Raw genomic sequence first — 18,321 nt, 5'->3', positions numbered from 1 at the left:
GCTACTCTTTAAGTGGCTTCATGTTCTTAACTACTTTCAAGGAAGACTTATCATGAAAAAATCAACGGTTGCTGTTGCCGCTTTATTAACTGCGTTATCTGCTGCTACGGTCGCTCCTGCTGCCTATGCTAATGATACTGCAGGCACTCAAGTAACGGGTTGTAATGGTTGTAATGGTTGTAAAGGCTGCAAAGGGTGTAACGGCTGCAAAGGTTGCGGCGGTTGCAAAGGCTGTGGCGGTTGCAGCGGCAGTTGATTCATGTCAGGGAAACAGTCATAGCGGCTGTTTCCCTGTGCTTCTTCTCTTTTAACGACATGACCCATGAATTTTTCTTTTCCAGGCCTAAGTTCTTTTCAACAATCCCAATTGCTGCGTGCTGCAAGGCAGGTGCTTGAAACCCAGCAACAGATGACGACAGCCAGGGGCAGGAATATCATTCACTACACCCTTGAGAAAAAGCGTAAACACATCTCCATGAATCATTACCCCAAAGGCGATCGCATTGATCATCAAACGGGAGCTCAGTATTTCTACCACTGCCATCGTGAAAATTTTGAAAGCATGGAGCATGGGCATTTCCATTGTTTTCTGAGGTATAAAGGCATTCCGGCACGGATTAAACCCACTACCTTGCCTGACTGGGATAAATACATCGACAATCCCATGACCCATCTGGTTGCCATTGCCATGAATTGTTACGGACAACCCATCCGCCTGTTTACCGTCAACCGCTGGGTTGCTTCCGATATCATTTACGATGCCCGTCATGTCGCCGGGTTTATCAAACGCTTTAAAATGACGCTTAACGACAGCGATTACTGGCAGGTGCTGGATCGCTGGGTGCAGGGCATGCTGAGGCTTTTCTCACCGCAAATTGTCTGGCTGCATGAACAGCGGCAACAGCGAATGCGGGACTTTAGCAGTACGTTTCCTGAAGAAAATGCCTACGAATCGCGAGACATCGAAGAACCTTCGCAGATAGAAATTGATCTTAATACACAGATTCAGTGGCTGCTCAATCCGGTTTCTTTAAATCAAGCGGAAGACGTCCTGTCCTGATGAGCGTGCCCGGTTGAAGGCGTTCTTTTCTTGCATAAATCGGTAGTGTGGCTGCACAAATCACGATGCAGTAAATGAATAGCCCGCGGTTCCCCAGTTCCAGCATAAAAAATGAAGCGATAACCGGCCCCACCATGGCTCCCACACTGTAGGCCAGCAGCAGGGTTTGCGTTGCCGCCACAATGTCCTCTGGGCCTAATGCATCACAGGCATCACTGACACTGATGGGGTAGAGTGCAAAGGTAAGGCCGCCAAAAAGCATCATAAAACCAAACAGCCAGCCCGATGGGCCTTTAAAGCCAGTCAAACACAGCAGCGTCAGAATAGTCAGTATGGTAATTCGCATGAGGACCTGACGCCGATCACCCTGATCAGACCATTTTCCTAAGGGATACTGCAACAACATGCCGCCAAATATTACCGCAAACATGTAGGTAGCTACCAGGGACACCCCACCTGACAATGCGCTGAGGTAAACTGGTAACAAGCCATAGATAACGCCCATAATCAGCCCTGAAACCAACGCCCCGGTCAATCCCGGTATGGAGGCTTTCAACAACACGATCCTGGGTATCGAGGAAGACGAGGTTAGCCTGGGAATACTGCTGGTTAAAAAAGCGATGGGACTGATCGAAATCACACTGAGCAGCGCAGCCAGTTCATAAAGAAAAAAGGGCGAGGTGTTTTTAAGGCAGAGAATAAACTGGCTAACACTCTGGGCACTGTAAAAAGCAATCATGTACCAGGCCATGATCTGACCACGATTGCAGATCGAACTCACCGATAACAACCAGCTTTCAATGACGACAAAAACGCCAGCCGTCACAAAGCCGGCAATAAAACGCAAAATCAGCCACAGGCCTGGCTCATAAACGAATCCGTGCAGTAGACAACACAAGGCCAGAATGAGCGCAAAAAACCCATAGGCATAACGATACCCCAATCGTAGAATGATCGATTCCGTGCGAAGCGAACCCGCCACCACACCGATATAAAACACGCTGGTTACGGCCCCCATAAACCAGGTTGAAGCCTGCGCCAGGGTCATTTTTAAAATCAGCAGGGTTGAAAAAAAACCAGCGCCGAGAAGAAAAATAAACAGGCTGAGCAAAGGTGCAAAAGCACACTTTATCAAGGGTGTCATTGTTTTGCGCTTCAAGTGGTTGCCGATCAGAATAATAAGCTTAGCAAATTTGCGACGGTCAAACCACGTCAACCGTATTCGCTCCCTTCGTGATCTTGAGTGAAGAGTTAAATGTCATTTTTATACAGTTTAACCCGATCTTTTCCGGTTTGTTTCGCCTCATACAATGCCTGATCGGCGGCTTTGATGATTTCGTCAATGGTCGCCCCATGCCGCGGCGCTTCCGCGACACCAATGGAAATGGTAATGCTGGACAACTGCTGGTTTTTATAAACAATCGGCGTTTCTTTCAACAGCTCACGGAACTGATCCAGTTTTTTAGCCGCTTGCACCAGTGTCGTGTTAAGTAAGGCGACCACAAATTCCTCACCTCCAAAACGAAAAGCGATGTCCGTGTCGCGGAAATTTTTCTTTAACAATTGCCCGGTTAATTTTAATACCTCATCTCCTGCAAGATGGCTGTAGGTATCATTGAATTTTTTAAAATTATCAAGGTCGAGCATGGCGACGCACAAGGTGCTTTTTTCACGGGCAAGGCGAATCAGTTCCCGGGATAGCAAATCGTTTAAATAACGGCGGTTGTATAAATTGGTCAGCGGATCATGCAGCGACAGTTCATTGAGTGAAGATCGCAAATTAATGTTGGCTAACGCCAGTTTTACAATATTACCAAAGGAAATCGCCATATCCCGCTGATGCGGAGTTAATTTTCTTTTATCCGGAGCAAACACGTGAATCACACCGATTAATTCATTTTGTACAATTAATGGCAACCCTATCGATCCTCCCTGAGGCAGGCGGATGTAATGATTGCAGGGAATGCTCTTCTGAGGCTCATCCACCTCAATAATGTCTGCTTCGCGGATAACATAACAATCCAGCGGTAAACACTGTTTCGTTAATAGCTCCTCATCGCCCCAGTGAATGACCGTTTCCAGCTGATTCGTTGCCTTATTAAACACCATCAGGCCCCCGCTTAGCTCGGGAAATAATTCCTCTGCCACCAGACAGATTCGAGGATAGGCTTCCTCAACCGAAATACAGATTTGAAGGGAGCGGTTAAGTTTGTTTAAAAGGCTTTCGTCATGTTCCAGCAGCTTCAGCTCGTTTAAGGTTTCCAGTGTTTTTTCATTAAGCAGCCGCATTTTCTCTTCATTTTGAATCCGATCACTTACATCTTTCATCTGCAGAATAAAATTGAGGGGCTCGCCTTTGTCATCGCGAATTAACGACAAGCTTACCATGGCCCAAATCACACTGCCGTCTTTACGTATAAAACGTTTTTCAAGATGGGAAATACGCATGTCGCCGTTCATGATTTTAACCATGGATTCCTTGGTCATGCCTAAATCATCCTGGTAGGTAATATCCAGAAGGTTTTTATTTTTCAACTCCTTGTCGCTGTAACCCAGGGTATCCTGGAGGGTCCTGTTGGCGTGAATACAGTGTCCTTCGGGTGACACCAGCGCCATGCCTATGGGCGCATTTTCAATGGTATTACGGAAATTTTCTTCACTGCGTTTTAAATCCAGCAACAACGCAGAACTGTAGAGTTCAAGGTAGATTGATTTCAGTAAAAACTGATTAGCGCTGGTTGAGGCGAAAACAATGAGGGCTACGTAGAGGACAACGGCCAAAAAGAGCATGAGGGAAAAACTGGGAATGACTGAAACGGATAAAAAAAGCATAACCATCACGATGGGCGCCATAAAACCAAGGTAGGCACCAAGATGAGTCAGTAATTTAGCCAGCGGGGCGCCTAACAAACCAGTCAAGTAAACAAAAATCACCATGCGGTAAAGTGCATCGTCAACATACAAAAACAGCAGTCCTCCCAAGGCCCATAAAATACCAGACAGGGTATTGTTTAGTACGAAATAGGTTTTCCAGAATGCGGTGCTCCGCAGCCCGGACTGGGCGACTTCGCGGTTAAAATAAAAAACCATGAGGGCACGCAGGCCATGATTGACGATGATCATCAGCAAAACCCAGGAAAAGAGCAGCCAGGGGCTTGTAATGACAGGTCCGAGGATCAGGGAGTATAAAATAACGGCAAAAAAATCCGCTAGAACGATAAAATAAAAATCTTTATAGGACTCACTGATTAATCTTTCTTCGAGCTGTGACTTGGCAACGCCTGGGAAATCCATTTATTTTCCTCGCAGTGAAAGGCTTATAGAAAACAGGTGGAGCCTTCTTCCAAGACCTTGGGCTATTCCCTCTAACTAACCGTTTTACAGACCTATCCTATTTAGTTTACACAATTTTTTTAAAAACGGGGTGTTCACGCAACAGGCACATGAAGTTAACACCAATTTACGGTAAACTTGTTTCTTTGTTAAATCGAAGGGCTTCTGATGACTCATGAGCAAAAAACCACGCATTTCGGCTTCCAGTCTGTAGCCTGGGACGAAAAAGAAAAAAAAGTCGGCGCGGTGTTCAAATCGGTGGCTAAAAATTACGATGTGATGAATGACCTCATGTCCCTGGGCATTCATCATGTTTGGAAACGCTTCGCCATCGAATTAAGCCAGGTTCGTGAAGGGCAGGTTGTGCTTGATTTGGCTGGCGGCAGCGGCGATTTAACCCGGCTGCTCAGCAAAAAGGCAGGACCGAAAGGGCAGGTTATTCTCGCTGACATTAATGACGCCATGATTGACGTCGGCCGCAATCGGCTACTGGATGAGGGTTTGTTTAATAACATTCATTATGTGCAGGCCAATGCCCAGTACCTGCCTTTTGCCGACAACCGTTTTCATTGCATCGTGATGGGCTTTGGGCTTCGTAATGTCACGGACAAAAATGAAGCCCTGCGTTCGATGTTCAGAACCTGCAAACCGGGGGGCAAAGTGATGATTCTGGAGTTTTCCACCCCTACCCTGCCGGGTTTAAAGCCTGTCTATGACTGGTATTCCTTTGCCATACTGCCAAAACTGGGGCAGTGGTTTGCCGAAGACGCCGCCAGTTACCAATACCTGGCGGAATCCATCCGACAGCATCCGGATCAGGACACATTGAAAACCATGATTGAAAACGCGGGCTTTGAGGATTGTCATTATCACAATTTAAGCGGCGGCATTGTTGCCCTGCATATCGCCTACAAATACTGAGAGGGTTATGATAAAAAAATACTCGCTTAAAGCATTGCAGACAGCCATTAATGGCGCGCTGGCGCTGGATGATACCATGCCGGAAAAAATTGCCGCCCTGCATGGCAAACGGATAGAAGTGGTTGTTTCACCGCTCGACATTCGTTTTTTCATTACCTTTGAAAAGCAGCAACTCCTTCTGTTGGACAGCTGTCCAGAGCATCCCGACACGGTCATTCACAGCAATCCCTTAGGGTTAATCCGCTTAAGCTTCCTGCCCGCTTCCAAAGCGCGCTCTCTGTTTAACGATAAAATCAGGCTTTCAGGCGATACGGAATTGGGTTATCAGGTTAAGAAGCTGTTTGATGAACTTGACATCGACTGGGAAGGGCATCTTGCCCACTTTACCGGCGATGTGATCGCTCACCAGCTGGGCTCTTTGGTGAAACGCGGCCGGGCCTTTACTAATCATTTTACGCAATCCATGCAGCATAATATGACCCATTACCTGCATGACGAGTTGAGGCTTTTCCCCTCCCGGGAAGAAATCGAGGATTTCTTCAGGGACATCGATGAACTGGGGCACGACGTGGAGCGTCTCACGGCACGGATTAACTTACTAGCGGCCGCGTATGAAATCGATTAAACAAATTTTTCGTCTGCTCTACATTAACTGGGTTTTGGCACGTAATGGTCTTGATCAACTCATTGTTTCCATTCATTTGTTTGCACCGTTTCGCTTTATCGTCTACTTAAATCCCTGGACCTGGTGGCGCCGCCAGCCATTAACACGCGGCGAAGCCCTGCGTAAAACCCTCGAAGAGCTGGGGCCTATTTTTATTAAATTTGGTCAGGCACTATCCACTCGGCCGGACATTTTACCGCCAGACATTGCTTTGGAGCTTTGCAAACTACAGGATAAAGTGCCGCCTTTCCCCAGTGAACAGGCATTAGCCCTTATTGCCGCCGCCTATGGCCGCTCAGCCTTCGAGGTGTTTGCCGAATTTGACACCCAGGTGCTGGCTTCGGCCTCCATGGCCCAGGTGCACGCTGCCCGCTTAACAAGCGGTGAAGAGGTGGTGGTGAAAATTTTGCGTCCCAACATGCGTAAAGTCATCGAAAAGGACTTAAGCATCATGCACACCATTGCCAATTTTGCAGATCGGTACTGGCCGGAAAGCAAGCGCCTCAAGCCGAAGGAAATCGTCGCGGAATTTGAACACAGCCTGCTTAATGAACTGGATTTGCAGCGTGAAGCGGCCAATGCCGGTCAATTGCGTCGGAATTTCCTCAATTCCCCGCTGCTCTACATTCCGGAAGTATTCTGGGATTACACGCGAGAAAACATCCTCGTCATGGAACGCATTTACGGGATTCCGGTCGCTGATGTGGCAACCCTTCGCGACTACAGCATTGACATTAAAAAGCTTGCCGAACGCGGTGTTGAAATTTTTTTCACCCAGGTGTTCCGCGATTGCTTTTTTCACGCCGACATGCATCCTGGCAACATTTTTGTATCCACGCAGCATCCCAATAACCCACAGTACATTTGCATTGATTTTGGCATCATCGGTACGCTCAACGAAAATGACAAGCGCTACCTGGCTGAGAATCTTTATGCTTTCTTTAACCGCGATTACCGCCGTGTTGCCCAATTGCACGTGGAATCAGGCTGGGTTGCGCGCAATACCCGCATTGAGGAATTTGAAAGCGCCATTCGCACCGTCTGCGAACCCATTTTTGAAAAGCCATTAAAAGACATTTCCTTTGCCCAGGTGGTCTTGCGGCTATTTCAGGTGGCCAGGCGTTTTCAGATGGAGGTTCAACCGCAGCTGGTGTTATTGCAAAAGACATTGCTGGCCATCGAAGGCCTAGGTCGGCAGTTGTATCCTGAGCTCGATCTTTGGGCTACAGCCAAACCCTTTTTAGAAAAATGGCTTAAAGAGCAAATCGGGCCCAAAGCGTTTATCGAGCGATTAAAAGAAAATCTGCCTTTCTTTGCGGAGCAACTCCCCCACATGCCGCGTTTACTTAATGACCTTCTGGTACTTAGTAAAGAGGAGAAAATACGATCATTAATGCTTTCCACCACTCCCCCTGTGCAAAACCGTCAACAGACATGGAATAGGGGGCTTGGGTCCGGTATTTTCAGCGCCATGCTAACCCTGAGTGCGCTTAGTTTTTTTGACTTGATTGAGCCTGATAAAATAGCACCTGCCACTTTGATTGCTGCCCTTGTTGGCGGTATGATAATGTTAATTAACCGCACAAACAGGAGTGAATGATGGGACTAAGCGGAGTGAGTCCTTTGTCGCTGTTGCTGATTTTGTTAATCGTCGTTGCCCTTTTCGGCACCAGCAAACTTAAAAACATTGGCTCAGACTTGGGCAGCGCCATTAAAAATTTTCGCAAGGCGCTCAATGAAGACGACGAAAAATCATGACCTCAGGCGAATTGCTGCTTACCTTAATCATTGCCCTTCTGGTATTCGGCCCCAATAAACTTCCCATGCTGGCCATGCATCTCGGCAAGCTTTTTCGTTTTCTCAACCGCTTCAAAATCCAGCTGAATGACTTCTGGCAAGAGCAGTTGAAAGAACAGCAATTGCGTGAAAACACTAAAAAGGCGGAGCAGGCTGATGCCCTGTACCAGCAAGAAGAAAAAAAACAATGATCATTTGTTGATGTAAAAATCCGCAAAGTCAGCCAGCAACTTTTCAAGGTTAGCCACGAGATTGTCGTAGTGTTCATGCTGAACCAGCGTATTGCTTAATTTGATGGTGCCGCGATGCAGGGACATTAATTGTTTTCCCCGGTAGTTAAAGTGGTGATTATTGAATTTATCAATGGGTGCCCGCTTTAATTTTTTATCCAACTGCTCTTCAACGGCTTCTTTTATGCGTTTTTCCCCGAATCCCTTCGCTATCTTATCGCCGATTTCACACAAAACCTCGATGTAGATTGTGCCTTTTTTGGCGATGGCACGGATAACAGCCGCTGTTTTGGCAGAAACATGGGATAAATCGCCCACGGCTTCCCAGATTTCGTTAGGAACCTGGGCAAAGGCCAGGTAGTTACTTAAGACGGAAGGGCTTAAGCCGAGCTTGTCGCTTAACTGCTCCTGAGTGATTTTTTCAGTACGCAAAAGCGTGGTGTAAAACATCCCTTTGGAGTAATCAGACACGTTTTCTTTTTCATTTTCAGAAACGAGCACCGAAATCGCCTGATTAAATGTTAAATCCTTAAGCACCGCTTTGACCGGAATATTGTAGAGTTTACAGGCAGACCAGCGGCGATACCCGGCAATGACGATGTATTTGGCGCCCGGATCGCTTTTGGGTCGAAATTCATCAGATGCCCTGACAATCACAATGGGCTGGCACTGGCCCTTGTGCTTGATGCTGAAAGCCAGTTCCTCAATGTTACCGATTTCAAAGGCTTTTCGGTCTCTGAACTCCCACGTGTCGATTTCATTACAATTCAGTTGGATAATGCGTTCAACGAAACCAAGCTCCTCTTCTGCATTCTGCATGCGTTCACATAGAATTTCAGATAAAGAATAACTTTGCATACCTTTTCTCCAACCCTGGGCTGACCCCTGTCCTCGTGTTTTATATCGGGCTTACTGCCCATAACTTTAATCTACGCCTTATACGACGTCTGAAGACATAAATTTATACAAATTTATTAAATTTTACACCAGATTACCCAGGAATGCCTGCCAAAAGCCAAAAATATCGCCTGGCGAAGGCCAATCACTTGACTTATAAGCAGATTTACCTGCATACCCGGCTGTGCGTGCTATAGTTGATAGTACCGGGTCAGAATAAGGATTGATCATGGGGCAAAAAGCATTTTCCTCTGATATCCATATCATTACGCAGCAATTGAGTAAAATCATCGACACCCCCATTGAAGACAGCCTGTCCCGTCTTGTCAGCTTAAGCAAACGCCTGTTTGATGTACCCCTTGTCGCCATCAGCCTGTTTGACGAGAAGCGTCAGCGATTTAACTTAATTAATTCCACAGAAGTTTTTGGTAAAAACAGGGACTTATCGCTTTTTACACAATACATTAATGACGACATTCTGATTGTTGAAGACACCCACAACGATGAGCGCTTTCTCAAAACACCCCTGATTCTTGAAGGCGCAGAAATACGCTTTTATGTCAGCTGTCCGATATACAATAAAAAAAAGAAAAAAATAGGGGCTATTGTGTTACTCGACAATAAACCCAGAACCTTTTGCCTGACCGATTTGAGTAGCCTCAATGACATCATTAAGCTTGCGGAAACGGAAATTAATAATTGCCGCCTGTCCAAAGCGCAAAAAATGCTCCTGGATGAAATGACTTATGATCAACGCCTGGATTTCACCGATCAAAAAACCCGGGCCTGGAATTTTACCGGCTTTAAGAAAATACTGGCCTACCAACTCGCTGAAAGCCTGGAGTCTCAGAAAGGGTTTGGCCTGGTGACAGTGGACATTGATGGTTTGAAAACCATCAACGAACACCATGGTTTCGAAGCTGGCGACGATCTTCTTAAAAAAATGTCAAAAACTTTAATGCGTACCTGCCGTGCGGAGGACACCATTGCCCGCAGTGAGTTTTCCGATTTTATCATTCTGATTCACACCGATAACACAGCCAACATTCGTACCGTTGTCGAACGGATTCAGCACAATCTGTCGTTAATTATTGCCGAAACGCCGCATGATAAGATCGATTTCAGCGTAACGATTGGTTATACCTGTTTTGATCCTCTATCCATACAACCAGAATGCCTGTTAACGAATGCTGAAATGGCGCTGTTGAAAGGCAAGCGAGCCGGTCGTAACTGCATTCACTTTTATATCGAGGATAAAGCCTCACGCCTGCTTTCATGTTAAGCCATTGACGACACACGCGTTTCTTGTTCATTGGCAAATCAAAAAGAAATAATTATTTACATTTCTGTGTTTTTTAAGTATGATTTTTTACAAATCTTTACTCAATTGTTACTTACCAAGGTTTTCTTGCCATGACTTATTACCTTTACATTCCAATTCCAAGGAAAAAATTCTCCCTTGATCAGCAGGAAGCAGTAAACAAATGGGTAGAACTTGAGAAACAAAAAAATAAAAACGTCATTCTTTGTTATCAAGGAGAAAAAATACCGCCCTTGCCTGGCAGCGCCAAACTGGGCGTTTGGTTGCATGGAACCCCAGGCGCCCAGCCGCACCCCACGTTCATGTCGATCGACAGTGAGATTGCCAGGCATTCCCCCAGTATTTCCAGACATCTGCATTTGACTCATGATGAAAAGTCGGTTCTTGTGCCGCAAATTGCCGATGATTTGGTTAAGGAAGGTTTACTGCAACAATTCCAGGCGAATTCGCAACGCAGTTTGCGCATCAAACTTTTTTTCTTTGATGCGGGAAAGCAGGCAGAAATACTGGCGTCTGCCTTTCGTAACGCCCTAAGCAAATACGAACACTATCACCAGGGCAACATTCGAATTGATTATTATCCTGGCCAACTGTCTGAGCTTAAAACGAAAGCGAACGGCGAGCCCGCTCATAAATTTATCCGTTCAACCCAAAGCGGTGAAGAGCAGCGCGCGAAAACCCTTCGACAGACCCTGTACAACAGGGAGGACGCCGCGCCGAAACTAACCATGGCGCAGGTCAACGAGGTAGTGAAACAGTACAGGGATTACAAATCGTCCCGTTTGGGTGGGCTGTCAGGGCGTTTGGGGTTGAATACCTTCTTTTCGAGCGATGCCAGTTTGGCAACCATTAAAGCGCTTGAAAATAACCGTCTTTCCGACACCCGGCGGTTTAATCTGGCCGTGCAGTTTTTAAAGCGATACCCCACAACGCATCTGGCGAAGTACCTGCGTCCTGAAGTTGAAGCGTCACAGACAAACAATAATCAACTGTACAGCGCGCAACCCGCGTTAGGCTAATCACCAAAACGCGGTTCGGGCCGGTGGCAGTAGGGCGCCTTGCTGTGTTTGGCATAATAATCCTGATGGTAGGCTTCCGCAGGCCAAAAGGGGCGAACCTCCAGCAGCCGGGTTGCCACCTCGTAGCCGCGTTGCCGTAATTGCTGAATTAAACTCTCGATCGTCGCCTTTTGTTCATCATTGTAATAAAACACTGCACTGCGGTATTGCTGCCCCAAATCGGGGCCCTGCCCCGTGCGTTGGGTTGGATCGTGAATTTCAAAAAAACGCTTGATGACGGCGTGATAATCCAGTTTACTTTTATCAAAAACCACACGCACCGCTTCGTAATGGCCCGTGTTCCCCTGACACACCTGCTCATAACTTGGTTCGGGCACATGCCCGCCGGTATAACCGACTTCCACATTCAGAACACCGGGTAATTGGCGCAAAAAATGATCAACGCCCCAGAAGCATCCTCCCGCGACAATGGCTTCTTCGGTATCCAGCACCTCACCGTCGGCTACATAATCGAGGGCCACCGAATTCACACAATGACGGCGATTTTTGGCAGTAAACTGCTCACCGGTAAACACATGGCCCAAGTGCGCCTGACAACGCCCGCACAGAATTTCAGTCCGCTGACCATCCGCATCCGGAACCTGCTTGACCGCCTGAACAATGTCATCATCGAAACTCGGCCACCCACAACCGGAATGAAATTGGCTTTCAGCTCGAAACAGGGCCAATCCACAGCGGCGACAGAGGTAGGTGCCGCGGCCTACAGGCTGGTTATATTGCCCCGTGTGGGGGTATTCAGTGGCTTTATCGCAGATCACTCGGCGGGCAAGCGGTGTTAAACTTGCGGTCTTATCGAGAAAAGTCGTCACAAAGCCTCCTTGAAGCGCAAGGCCGCACCGACAGCAGCGGTGCTGGCCGCATCGCCTGTTTACTGCACGCGGTTACAGATTTTATCCGCCATGTACCCAATCGCGCCGGCATAGTAGATAGAATTATTGTAGCGCAAAATCATTTTGTAATTGGGGAATGCCAGAAAAACCGGGCCGCCATGCGGTTGAACAATACTGGCTTCCAATTGCTGGTACGGCAAGGGTTCTCCTTTTTCGGTACGAACGCCAAGTGCATTCCATTCACTGACTGGTTTGACGATGCTTTTACCTTCCAGGGTATAGTCAAATTTGGCAGGCAATTTCACCCGAATAGCCCAGGGTTGCCCTGTCTGCCAGCCATTCTTCTTCATGTAATTGGCAATTGAGGCGAACACATCGGGTTTACTTTCCCAAATGTCTTTACGGCCATCCCCGTCATAATCTACCGCGTATTCTACCCAACTTGACGGCAAAAATTGCGGCTGGCCTGACGCCCCTGCCCACTCGCCCTTGAAATGATTCAATGACACATGCCCGTCATTGACAATGTGCAGGGCTAAAAAGAGCTGTTTACGGAAGAAATCCGGTCGATTGGAATCATAAGCCAAAGTCGCCAGGGACTTAATGACCGGGAAATTGCCCATGTAGGTCCCGTAACTGGTTTCCATTCCCCAGAACGACACAATAAAGCAGGGATCGACACCAAACTGGGCAGCGACCTCATCCAGAATCGCTTTGTTTTTGGTGTAATTCTTTTTACCCATGGCAATGCGGTAATTGTCTGCGCGGGTATTTAAATATTTGGTGAACGTCAACCGATGTTCCGGCTGGGAGCGTGCCAGGCTTTTCACCTGACGGCTTGGCTCACGGATGTCGGCAAAGGCTTCATCAAACAACTCGGCTGAAATGCCTTGATCCAGGGCCTGTTTACGCACTTCCGCGACCCAGGATTGCCAGTTTTGCGGATTCGCCATGGCCGCCGAGGCAGAAAGCAGCAACCCACAGGCTGCAAGCGTGCACATCAATTTATTCATAACCATTCCCCTTTCTCATTGATCTTCTAGTCAGCCATCATTCATCGTGTGTTTTGCACCGACTAAACTATTAAAACGTAATTTACAGGCAAAAACCTTGCCTGTTTTTATTACTCCAATACCGGTTTTAAATGCGGCCATACATTATCCAGAATGCGCTGTTGTGCCCGTTCATTGGGATGAAGACCGTCTTTTTGCATCAATTCACTGTCACCTGCCACGCCGTCAAGAAACATAGGGACTAAAACTATGCCGTACGTTTTTGCCAATTCAGCATAAGCCTTATTAAATTGGTCAAGGTAACGCGAACCGTAGTTAGGCGGCAGGAGGGTCGCAAGCACAATGACTTTAGCGCCGGTTTTCTGGCTGGCAATCACCATTTTTTCAAGGTTGTCCTTCATCTGCCTGACGGGCAGGCCACGCAGGCCATCATTAGCCCCTAACTCGATAATGATGACCTCTGGTTGATATTTTTGCAATGCCGGCTTTAACTTTCGCAAACCATTACTGGTTGTATCTCCACTGGTACTGAGGTTAATGATGCGGTAGGACTGATGTTCCTGCTTGAGTTTTTCACTCAGCAGTACGACCCAGCTTTTCTGTACATCAATGCCGTAGCCAGCACTTAAACTATCCCCAAGAACCACAATGTTCTTTGCGTAAAGGGGTGCTATGATCAATGCAAAGAAAACAAGACCTGCGTGCAGAGGTTTCATGTCGCCTCCAGAAACGTTAATTCGATTACAGAATGTCTATTTCACCGTGCCAAGCGGTGATCAAACCGTGTCTATTTTGAAAGACATTAATCTGGTAATCAAGGCAGGAGCTACCATCGCTATTACGGGCGCATCAGGCTCCGGGAAAACATCGCTGCTTAATTTAATGGCAGGCCTTGATTTACCAACCTCAGGGCAAATTTATTATGACACTCAGGATATAACTATAGCGGATGAAGACCAGCGTGCCCAATTGCGAGCCAGGAATATCGGCTTTATTTTTCAATCCTTCCATTTATTGCCGAACCTGACCGCACTGGAAAACGTGTTATTGCCCCTGGAAATTAATCGTCAGTACGATGACCCGTTGCCAGTGGCCATGGCCTGGTTAACGAAAGTGGGCTTAAGTCAGCGGGCAGGCCACTACCCAACTCAATTATCCGGCGGCGAACAGCAACGGGTTGCCATTGCCCGCGCCTTTTCGATTTCTCCGCGCATCCTGTTTGCAGACGAGCCAACGGGCAACCTGGATAAACAAACGGGCCGAACCATTATCGAGTTGCTGTTTGAACTGAATCGCGCCCATCAAACGACCCTGGTGATTGTGACGCACGATGAGGAACTGGCGAGACGCTGTCAGTGTCATTGGCCGTTGGTGGATGGTCAACTGCAATGCTGACATGGCCCTTGCCGATTAAAGCCCTAAGCCGCGACTGGCGAAGTGGGGAATTAACCCTTTTATTCATGGCGCTGGTCATTGCCGTGGCCTGCATCAGCGCGTTAAATAATTTTACCTATTCGGTCAACCTCCAATTGCAACAGGGTGCAGCCAGTCTGCTGGGGGCGGACGTGGTAGTTACCAGTAACGCACCCATTGATCCTTCATGGATTAAAGAAGCGAGCAAACGAAACCTCACCCAAACTGTCAATCTCACTTTTCTCAGCATGGCAGAGCACGATGAGCAATTGCAGTTAGCCCAGATCAAAGCCATCTCGCCGCTATACCCTTTACGGGGTTCGCTGAAAATAGCGTTGCGGATGGAAGATGCCGAAGGCCACATCGCCCATGCGCCGCCCCCGGGCGAAGTCTGGCTCAATCCCCGACTGTTGCCTCTACTCAACGTTGCTCTCGGTGAGACTATCCATATCGGCGCAGGTTCATTCCAGGTAACCGGCATTATTCGTCAGGAACCCGGCCAGACGGGCGACTGGTTTTCTTTTTCGCCACGCATCCTGATGAATCAGGCCGACATTGATAAAACCCGGGTGATTAGACCCGGAAGCAATCTTATTTACAGTTGGCTCCTGAAAGGCAATGCGGATAAGCTCGCACAATTGCAGGACCTGCTTAAATCGCAACTCACCGAACAGCAGCAGTGGCTTGATAGCCAAAACAGCACACCCGCCGTCAGCCGAACCATCGAGCGCACCTTAAATTACCTGCACCTGGGAACCCTGATGAGTCTGGTCCTTGCGGGTGTAGCAGTCAGCATGGCCTCGTTACGCTATTGTCAGCGCCATTTAAAGCAAGTGGCCCTGTTGCGTTGTTTCGGGGCGTCTAAAAAGCAGGTGATTATCCTTTACCTCACCGGCTTAAGTCTTCTCGGGCTTTTGGCCAGTTTGACAGGGGCGCTCCTGGGTTATGGGTTACAACCCTTGCTGGTTCAGTGGTTGGGCGGCTTGTTGCCGGATGTTAAACTGCAACTCCACGCAATCCCCTTCGTCTTTAGCCTGTTAAGTGGCATGCTCCTGCTGCTGTGTTTTTCTTTGGGTAATATCTGGGCATTGCGTCAAGTGACAGCCATCGCTATTTTCCGCGAGCAGCACCGTATCGGGCAAAACAGCGCTTACCTGACTTACGGCTTAGCTTTAATACTGCTTGCCTTGCTGGCCTACCTGTATACCCAATCCTTAAGCATGACTGTCGCTGTGTTGATGGGGTGCGTGGTCTATGTCAGCCTGGTCATTGCCAGCTTGTGGTTAATTTTTGGGCTGGTAAAAAGTCAACGGGCCATCCCGCTGAATTGGCGTTTTGGGTTTAATAACATTGCCCGCAATCTCGAAGACAGTGCCCTGCAAGTAGTGGGGATCGGCCTTGCCCTGACTGCCATTTTATCCCTGTTTCTGCTTAAGACTGATTTGTTAGCCAATTGGCGGCAACAATTGCCGGCCAATACTGCCAATTATTTCATCATCAATGTCGAACCCTCCCAGTTGCACGACCTTCATGCATTGTTTCAACAGGAGAGCGTCCAATCCGCCGCTTTTTATCCTGTTGTACGCGGGCGATTGATTGAAATCAACCATCAGCCTGTAAAAAAACTGTTTGGCGAGGAAAGCAAAAACATCAATGCCCTGCAACGGGAACTTAATTTATCCTGGACTGCAGAACTACCCGAGGGCAATGACATTGCTGCCGGCCGCTGGGCTTTAAGTCTGGATAAGCCCTGGGTCTCTGTCGAACTGGGCCTGGCGAACCGGCTTAAGTTAAAAACCGGCGATAGCCTGACCTTTCAGATAGGCGACAGTCAGGTGCAGGTTGAGATTAGCAGTTTGCGCAAAGTGGATTGGACTTCGTTTAAACCCAATTTCTTTATGCTGTTTAAGCCAGGCCTATTGAATGCGTTCCCTCATACACTGATTACCAGCCTCTATGTGCCCCCTGAACAACAAGCGCTTCTGATTAAACTGGTGAAGCAATTCCCCAACGTCAGTCTCATTGATGTGGCAAATACCCTTAGCCGTATTCAAGCCATCATATCCAGCGCAGGGAACGCCATCAGTTTTATTACGTTCTTCGCATTACTGGCAGGCCTCGTGGTGGCCTCACTGGCTATTCTGTCATTCAGCAACAACAAACAGCAGGAAACGCAAATCCTTAAACGATTAGGTATGCGCCGTTATGCCCTGCTTTGGATACGCAGCAGCGAGGCATTGATTATTGGTGGTTATGCGGGATTTCTGGCCAGTATTACAGCAATAGCCATCAATAGTTACCTGGCTTCTGCACTGTTGGACATTCCATTTTCCATTCCCTGGGGCATGGTGCTTTTCGTGCCATTCGCAACAGCTGCGGTAACCGTGGCAATTAACATTGCCGTTCAACGTATGCAATACAATCACTCGTCCCGCCTTAACACCACGTAGTGAAGGCGGGAATGGTGTTTATCCCACAACCCGGATGTTGAGCGTATCACCTGAAGCAGGTTGCGAGCAGAGGGATGTATCAGGAATAGTGCTGTTGGGGAGGTAGGTTTTACAGACGACCGGACCTCCGGAAACACCGCTGCCAATCTCACTGCCTAAAATCACCAGGTGCAATTGGCAGGATTGTCCCGGTGTCAGGGTAAACGGCGCGTTGCATTTGCCAGGCAACCCCGCCACCAGTGCAAGACCTGGCCTTGGCACCATCACCAGTGTTCGGGTAATCCGGGTGTTATTGGTGACTTGATAAATGACTTCGGTAGCGCCATCCGACGTAATAACCGGCTGTCCCCGCTCAATCACAAAAAAAGAAAATTTAGGCTGGGCTCCTGCCAGAGCATCTGTTGAGAGTAAGCCTAAGAAAACCAGTCCGATAAAATGAATTATCCCTCGCATTTCTTAATCCTTTTAGAGTAAATAAGTCGCACTGAATTGCAGTTGATGGGTGTACAGGTGCGTTTCCTTGAATCGATCATTCACACTCTGGCCAATGGCCGCGGCCAATTGGCTTTTGCCTAAATCAGCAAACTCATACCCCAGGCCCAGTTGCCAGTGTTTATTCAGCGGCGCCTGCAAACCGGCACCAACCGTATAGGCAAAGGCGGTTGTGGTGTTGGAAGCAAACGGCGGTGCCGGCACTTCTTCAAAAATCTTGGGCGTTAATGACCAGTCGAAGGAATGATTGAACGCCACAGCCACACTGCCGCTCAAATAAGGGGTAACCCAATAGCCAAAATCACCCAGCAGCTTGCCTTTTAAGCCAACGCGCCCATGATTAAGCTGGTAGCGGTAAACGAAATTGTTAAAATTCGGATCGCCGTCCTCGAGAACATCGCCGCGTAATTTGGCATTGCCCGCGTAAGCGGCGGCAATACCGAACTGGCTGTAAATCTGATTCGTCAGCAGGCATTGAATGCCAAAGAAAATTTCAGCCGTGCCAAGAACGCGAGTTTCACTGTCACCAATGTAGGTTTTCAAAACATCGGGCTGCAGTGTCACGGTTTGGGTACTTCCGGAAGAATACCAGGCGGGTCCCGCGCTCAGGGTAATAACTTTTTGGCCATTGACAACCGGGTTATTCGACAGGCCATCAGCAAATGCATGCGCACTTAAAAAACAAGCAGCACTGATTAGCCATTTCTGTTTCATCATCTCAGCTCTCCCTGCGACTAAATTAATTAATATAGACGCTATGTTCGGTTGCGCCATGCGAGATGTCAAGTAAAGTTTGCCGGCATAAGTTATTAAAAGTTAAT

The 18,321-nt window shown here is 47.9% G+C and carries 19 protein-coding genes; 10 read left to right on the top strand and 9 right to left on the bottom strand.

All coding sequences use genetic code 11. The annotated features are described in order from the left end of the window. Positions 1 to 147: 147 nt before the first annotated feature. Positions 148 to 324, bottom strand: coding sequence for a hypothetical protein (locus tag GH742_RS00435; protein ID WP_203455665.1), 177 nt, complete (start codon positions 322 to 324; stop codon positions 148 to 150). Here GH742_RS00435 and GH742_RS00430 point away from each other — a divergent pair. Continuing rightward, positions 323 to 1,060 (top strand): hypothetical protein, encoded by a 738-nt coding sequence (locus tag GH742_RS00430; protein ID WP_203455664.1) that lies wholly within the window; start codon positions 323 to 325, stop codon positions 1,058 to 1,060. The two genes, GH742_RS00435 and GH742_RS00430, sit on opposite strands and share 2 nt — an antisense overlap. Here the strand turns inward: GH742_RS00430 and GH742_RS00425 are convergent. Then, positions 1,017 to 2,204 (bottom strand): MFS transporter, encoded by a 1,188-nt coding sequence (locus tag GH742_RS00425; protein ID WP_203455663.1) that lies wholly within the window; start codon positions 2,202 to 2,204, stop codon positions 1,017 to 1,019. The two genes, GH742_RS00430 and GH742_RS00425, sit on opposite strands and share 44 nt — an antisense overlap. Positions 2,205 to 2,311: 107 nt before the next feature. Continuing rightward, the gene (locus GH742_RS00420; protein ID WP_203455662.1) at positions 2,312 to 4,354 is read right to left on the bottom strand and encodes a sensor domain-containing diguanylate cyclase; all 2,043 of its coding nucleotides are present in this window, start codon (positions 4,352 to 4,354) and stop codon (positions 2,312 to 2,314) included. 207 nt (positions 4,355 to 4,561) lie between these two features. On the opposite strand from GH742_RS00420, the gene ubiE reads away from it, so the two are divergent. From ubiE to GH742_RS00395, 5 genes are read left to right on the top strand one after another with little or no spacing between them, the layout of a single operon-like run. Further along, positions 4,562 to 5,314, top strand: a complete 753-nt coding sequence (ubiE, locus tag GH742_RS00415; protein ID WP_203455661.1) for a bifunctional demethylmenaquinone methyltransferase/2-methoxy-6-polyprenyl-1,4-benzoquinol methylase UbiE — start codon at positions 4,562 to 4,564, stop codon at positions 5,312 to 5,314. A 7-nt stretch (positions 5,315 to 5,321) separates the two neighbouring features. Continuing rightward, a complete protein-coding gene (locus tag GH742_RS00410) occupies positions 5,322 to 5,939 on the top strand; it encodes an SCP2 domain-containing protein (protein ID WP_203455660.1) in 618 nt (205 codons plus the stop codon). After that, positions 5,926 to 7,578, top strand: a complete 1,653-nt coding sequence (ubiB, locus tag GH742_RS00405; protein WP_203455659.1) for a ubiquinone biosynthesis regulatory protein kinase UbiB — start codon at positions 5,926 to 5,928, stop codon at positions 7,576 to 7,578. Before GH742_RS00410 ends, ubiB begins: the two co-directional genes overlap by 14 nt. Continuing rightward, the gene (gene tatA / locus GH742_RS00400) at positions 7,578 to 7,736 is read left to right on the top strand and encodes a twin-arginine translocase TatA/TatE family subunit (RefSeq protein ID WP_108291178.1); all 159 of its coding nucleotides are present in this window, start codon (positions 7,578 to 7,580) and stop codon (positions 7,734 to 7,736) included. Before ubiB ends, tatA begins: the two co-directional genes overlap by 1 nt. After that, complete coding sequence (locus tag GH742_RS00395) at positions 7,733 to 7,966, top strand: twin-arginine translocase TatA/TatE family subunit (protein WP_203455658.1); 234 nt, start codon at positions 7,733 to 7,735, stop codon at positions 7,964 to 7,966. The genes tatA and GH742_RS00395 overlap by 4 nt, the downstream gene beginning before the upstream one ends. On the opposite strand, the gene GH742_RS00390 is transcribed toward GH742_RS00395, so the two are convergent. Next, positions 7,967 to 8,863 (bottom strand): ParB/RepB/Spo0J family partition protein, encoded by an 897-nt coding sequence (locus tag GH742_RS00390; protein ID WP_203455657.1) that lies wholly within the window; start codon positions 8,861 to 8,863, stop codon positions 7,967 to 7,969. Between the two features lie 268 nt (positions 8,864 to 9,131). Between GH742_RS00390 and GH742_RS00385 the strand changes: the two genes are divergently transcribed. Together GH742_RS00385 and GH742_RS00380 are read left to right on the top strand one after the other, a co-directional pair. Next, positions 9,132 to 10,184, top strand: coding sequence for a sensor domain-containing diguanylate cyclase (locus tag GH742_RS00385; protein WP_203455656.1), 1,053 nt, complete (start codon positions 9,132 to 9,134; stop codon positions 10,182 to 10,184). A 131-nt stretch (positions 10,185 to 10,315) separates the two neighbouring features. Continuing rightward, a complete protein-coding gene (locus GH742_RS00380) occupies positions 10,316 to 11,242 on the top strand; it encodes a hypothetical protein (RefSeq protein ID WP_203455655.1) in 927 nt (308 codons plus the stop codon). On the opposite strand, the gene GH742_RS00375 is transcribed toward GH742_RS00380, so the two are convergent. From GH742_RS00375 to GH742_RS00365, 3 genes are all read right to left on the bottom strand, one after another. Next, positions 11,239 to 12,111 carry a bifunctional methionine sulfoxide reductase B/A protein gene (locus GH742_RS00375; protein WP_203455654.1) on the bottom strand — a complete coding sequence of 291 codons (873 nt, stop codon included), beginning with the start codon at positions 12,109 to 12,111 and terminating at the stop codon, positions 11,239 to 11,241. The two genes, GH742_RS00380 and GH742_RS00375, sit on opposite strands and share 4 nt — an antisense overlap. A 59-nt stretch (positions 12,112 to 12,170) precedes the next feature. After that, the gene (locus GH742_RS00370) at positions 12,171 to 13,085 is read right to left on the bottom strand and encodes a lytic transglycosylase domain-containing protein (protein WP_370569535.1); all 915 of its coding nucleotides are present in this window, start codon (positions 13,083 to 13,085) and stop codon (positions 12,171 to 12,173) included. Positions 13,086 to 13,255: 170 nt separating this feature from the next. Beyond that, positions 13,256 to 13,861, bottom strand: coding sequence for an arylesterase (locus GH742_RS00365; RefSeq protein ID WP_203455653.1), 606 nt, complete (start codon positions 13,859 to 13,861; stop codon positions 13,256 to 13,258). On the opposite strand from GH742_RS00365, the gene GH742_RS00360 reads away from it, so the two are divergent. Both GH742_RS00360 and GH742_RS00355 read left to right on the top strand, forming a co-directional pair. After that, the gene (locus GH742_RS00360; RefSeq protein ID WP_203455652.1) at positions 13,860 to 14,540 is read left to right on the top strand and encodes an ABC transporter ATP-binding protein; all 681 of its coding nucleotides are present in this window, start codon (positions 13,860 to 13,862) and stop codon (positions 14,538 to 14,540) included. The two genes, GH742_RS00365 and GH742_RS00360, sit on opposite strands and share 2 nt — an antisense overlap. Further along, positions 14,534 to 17,008: an ABC transporter permease gene (locus GH742_RS00355; RefSeq protein WP_203455651.1), complete on the top strand. Its 2,475-nt coding sequence runs from the start codon at positions 14,534 to 14,536 to the stop codon at positions 17,006 to 17,008. The genes GH742_RS00360 and GH742_RS00355 overlap by 7 nt, the downstream gene beginning before the upstream one ends. Positions 17,009 to 17,026: 18 nt before the next feature. On the opposite strand, the gene GH742_RS00350 is transcribed toward GH742_RS00355, so the two are convergent. Further along, positions 17,027 to 17,461 (bottom strand): hypothetical protein, encoded by a 435-nt coding sequence (locus GH742_RS00350; RefSeq protein WP_203455650.1) that lies wholly within the window; start codon positions 17,459 to 17,461, stop codon positions 17,027 to 17,029. A gap of 12 nt (positions 17,462 to 17,473) precedes the next feature. After that, positions 17,474 to 18,217, bottom strand: coding sequence for an outer membrane protein (locus tag GH742_RS00345; protein WP_239005231.1), 744 nt, complete (start codon positions 18,215 to 18,217; stop codon positions 17,474 to 17,476). Positions 18,218 to 18,321: the final 104 nt, after the last annotated feature.

It is taken from the genome of Legionella sp. MW5194, from assembly GCF_016864235.1.
In the GTDB taxonomy this organism is placed as follows: domain Bacteria; phylum Pseudomonadota; class Gammaproteobacteria; order Legionellales; family Legionellaceae; genus Legionella_C.
Note: the sequence above shows the minus strand (reverse complement) of the source record. Positions and strands in the feature narration are given on the sequence as shown.

Coding starts and splice junctions, on each gene's coding strand:
- GH742_RS00430 (WP_203455664.1), top strand. CDS start 323: ATGAATTTTTCTTTTCCAGGCCTAAGTTCTTTTCAACAATCCCAATTG.
- GH742_RS00435 (WP_203455665.1), bottom strand. CDS start 324: ATGGGTCATGTCGTTAAAAGAGAAGAAGCACAGGGAAACAGCCGCTAT.
- GH742_RS00425 (WP_203455663.1), bottom strand. CDS start 2,204: ATGACACCCTTGATAAAGTGTGCTTTTGCACCTTTGCTCAGCCTGTTT.
- GH742_RS00420 (WP_203455662.1), bottom strand. CDS start 4,354: ATGGATTTCCCAGGCGTTGCCAAGTCACAGCTCGAAGAAAGATTAATC.
- ubiE (WP_203455661.1), top strand. CDS start 4,562: ATGACTCATGAGCAAAAAACCACGCATTTCGGCTTCCAGTCTGTAGCC.
- GH742_RS00410 (WP_203455660.1), top strand. CDS start 5,322: ATGATAAAAAAATACTCGCTTAAAGCATTGCAGACAGCCATTAATGGC.
- ubiB (WP_203455659.1), top strand. CDS start 5,926: ATGAAATCGATTAAACAAATTTTTCGTCTGCTCTACATTAACTGGGTT.
- tatA (WP_108291178.1), top strand. CDS start 7,578: ATGGGACTAAGCGGAGTGAGTCCTTTGTCGCTGTTGCTGATTTTGTTA.
- GH742_RS00395 (WP_203455658.1), top strand. CDS start 7,733: ATGACCTCAGGCGAATTGCTGCTTACCTTAATCATTGCCCTTCTGGTA.
- GH742_RS00390 (WP_203455657.1), bottom strand. CDS start 8,863: ATGCAAAGTTATTCTTTATCTGAAATTCTATGTGAACGCATGCAGAAT.
- GH742_RS00385 (WP_203455656.1), top strand. CDS start 9,132: ATGGGGCAAAAAGCATTTTCCTCTGATATCCATATCATTACGCAGCAA.
- GH742_RS00380 (WP_203455655.1), top strand. CDS start 10,316: ATGACTTATTACCTTTACATTCCAATTCCAAGGAAAAAATTCTCCCTT.
- GH742_RS00370 (WP_370569535.1), bottom strand. CDS start 13,085: ATGGCGAATCCGCAAAACTGGCAATCCTGGGTCGCGGAAGTGCGTAAA.
- GH742_RS00360 (WP_203455652.1), top strand. CDS start 13,860: ATGTCGCCTCCAGAAACGTTAATTCGATTACAGAATGTCTATTTCACC.
- GH742_RS00365 (WP_203455653.1), bottom strand. CDS start 13,861: ATGAAACCTCTGCACGCAGGTCTTGTTTTCTTTGCATTGATCATAGCA.
- GH742_RS00355 (WP_203455651.1), top strand. CDS start 14,534: ATGCTGACATGGCCCTTGCCGATTAAAGCCCTAAGCCGCGACTGGCGA.
- GH742_RS00350 (WP_203455650.1), bottom strand. CDS start 17,461: ATGCGAGGGATAATTCATTTTATCGGACTGGTTTTCTTAGGCTTACTC.
- GH742_RS00345 (WP_239005231.1), bottom strand. CDS start 18,217: ATGATGAAACAGAAATGGCTAATCAGTGCTGCTTGTTTTTTAAGTGCG.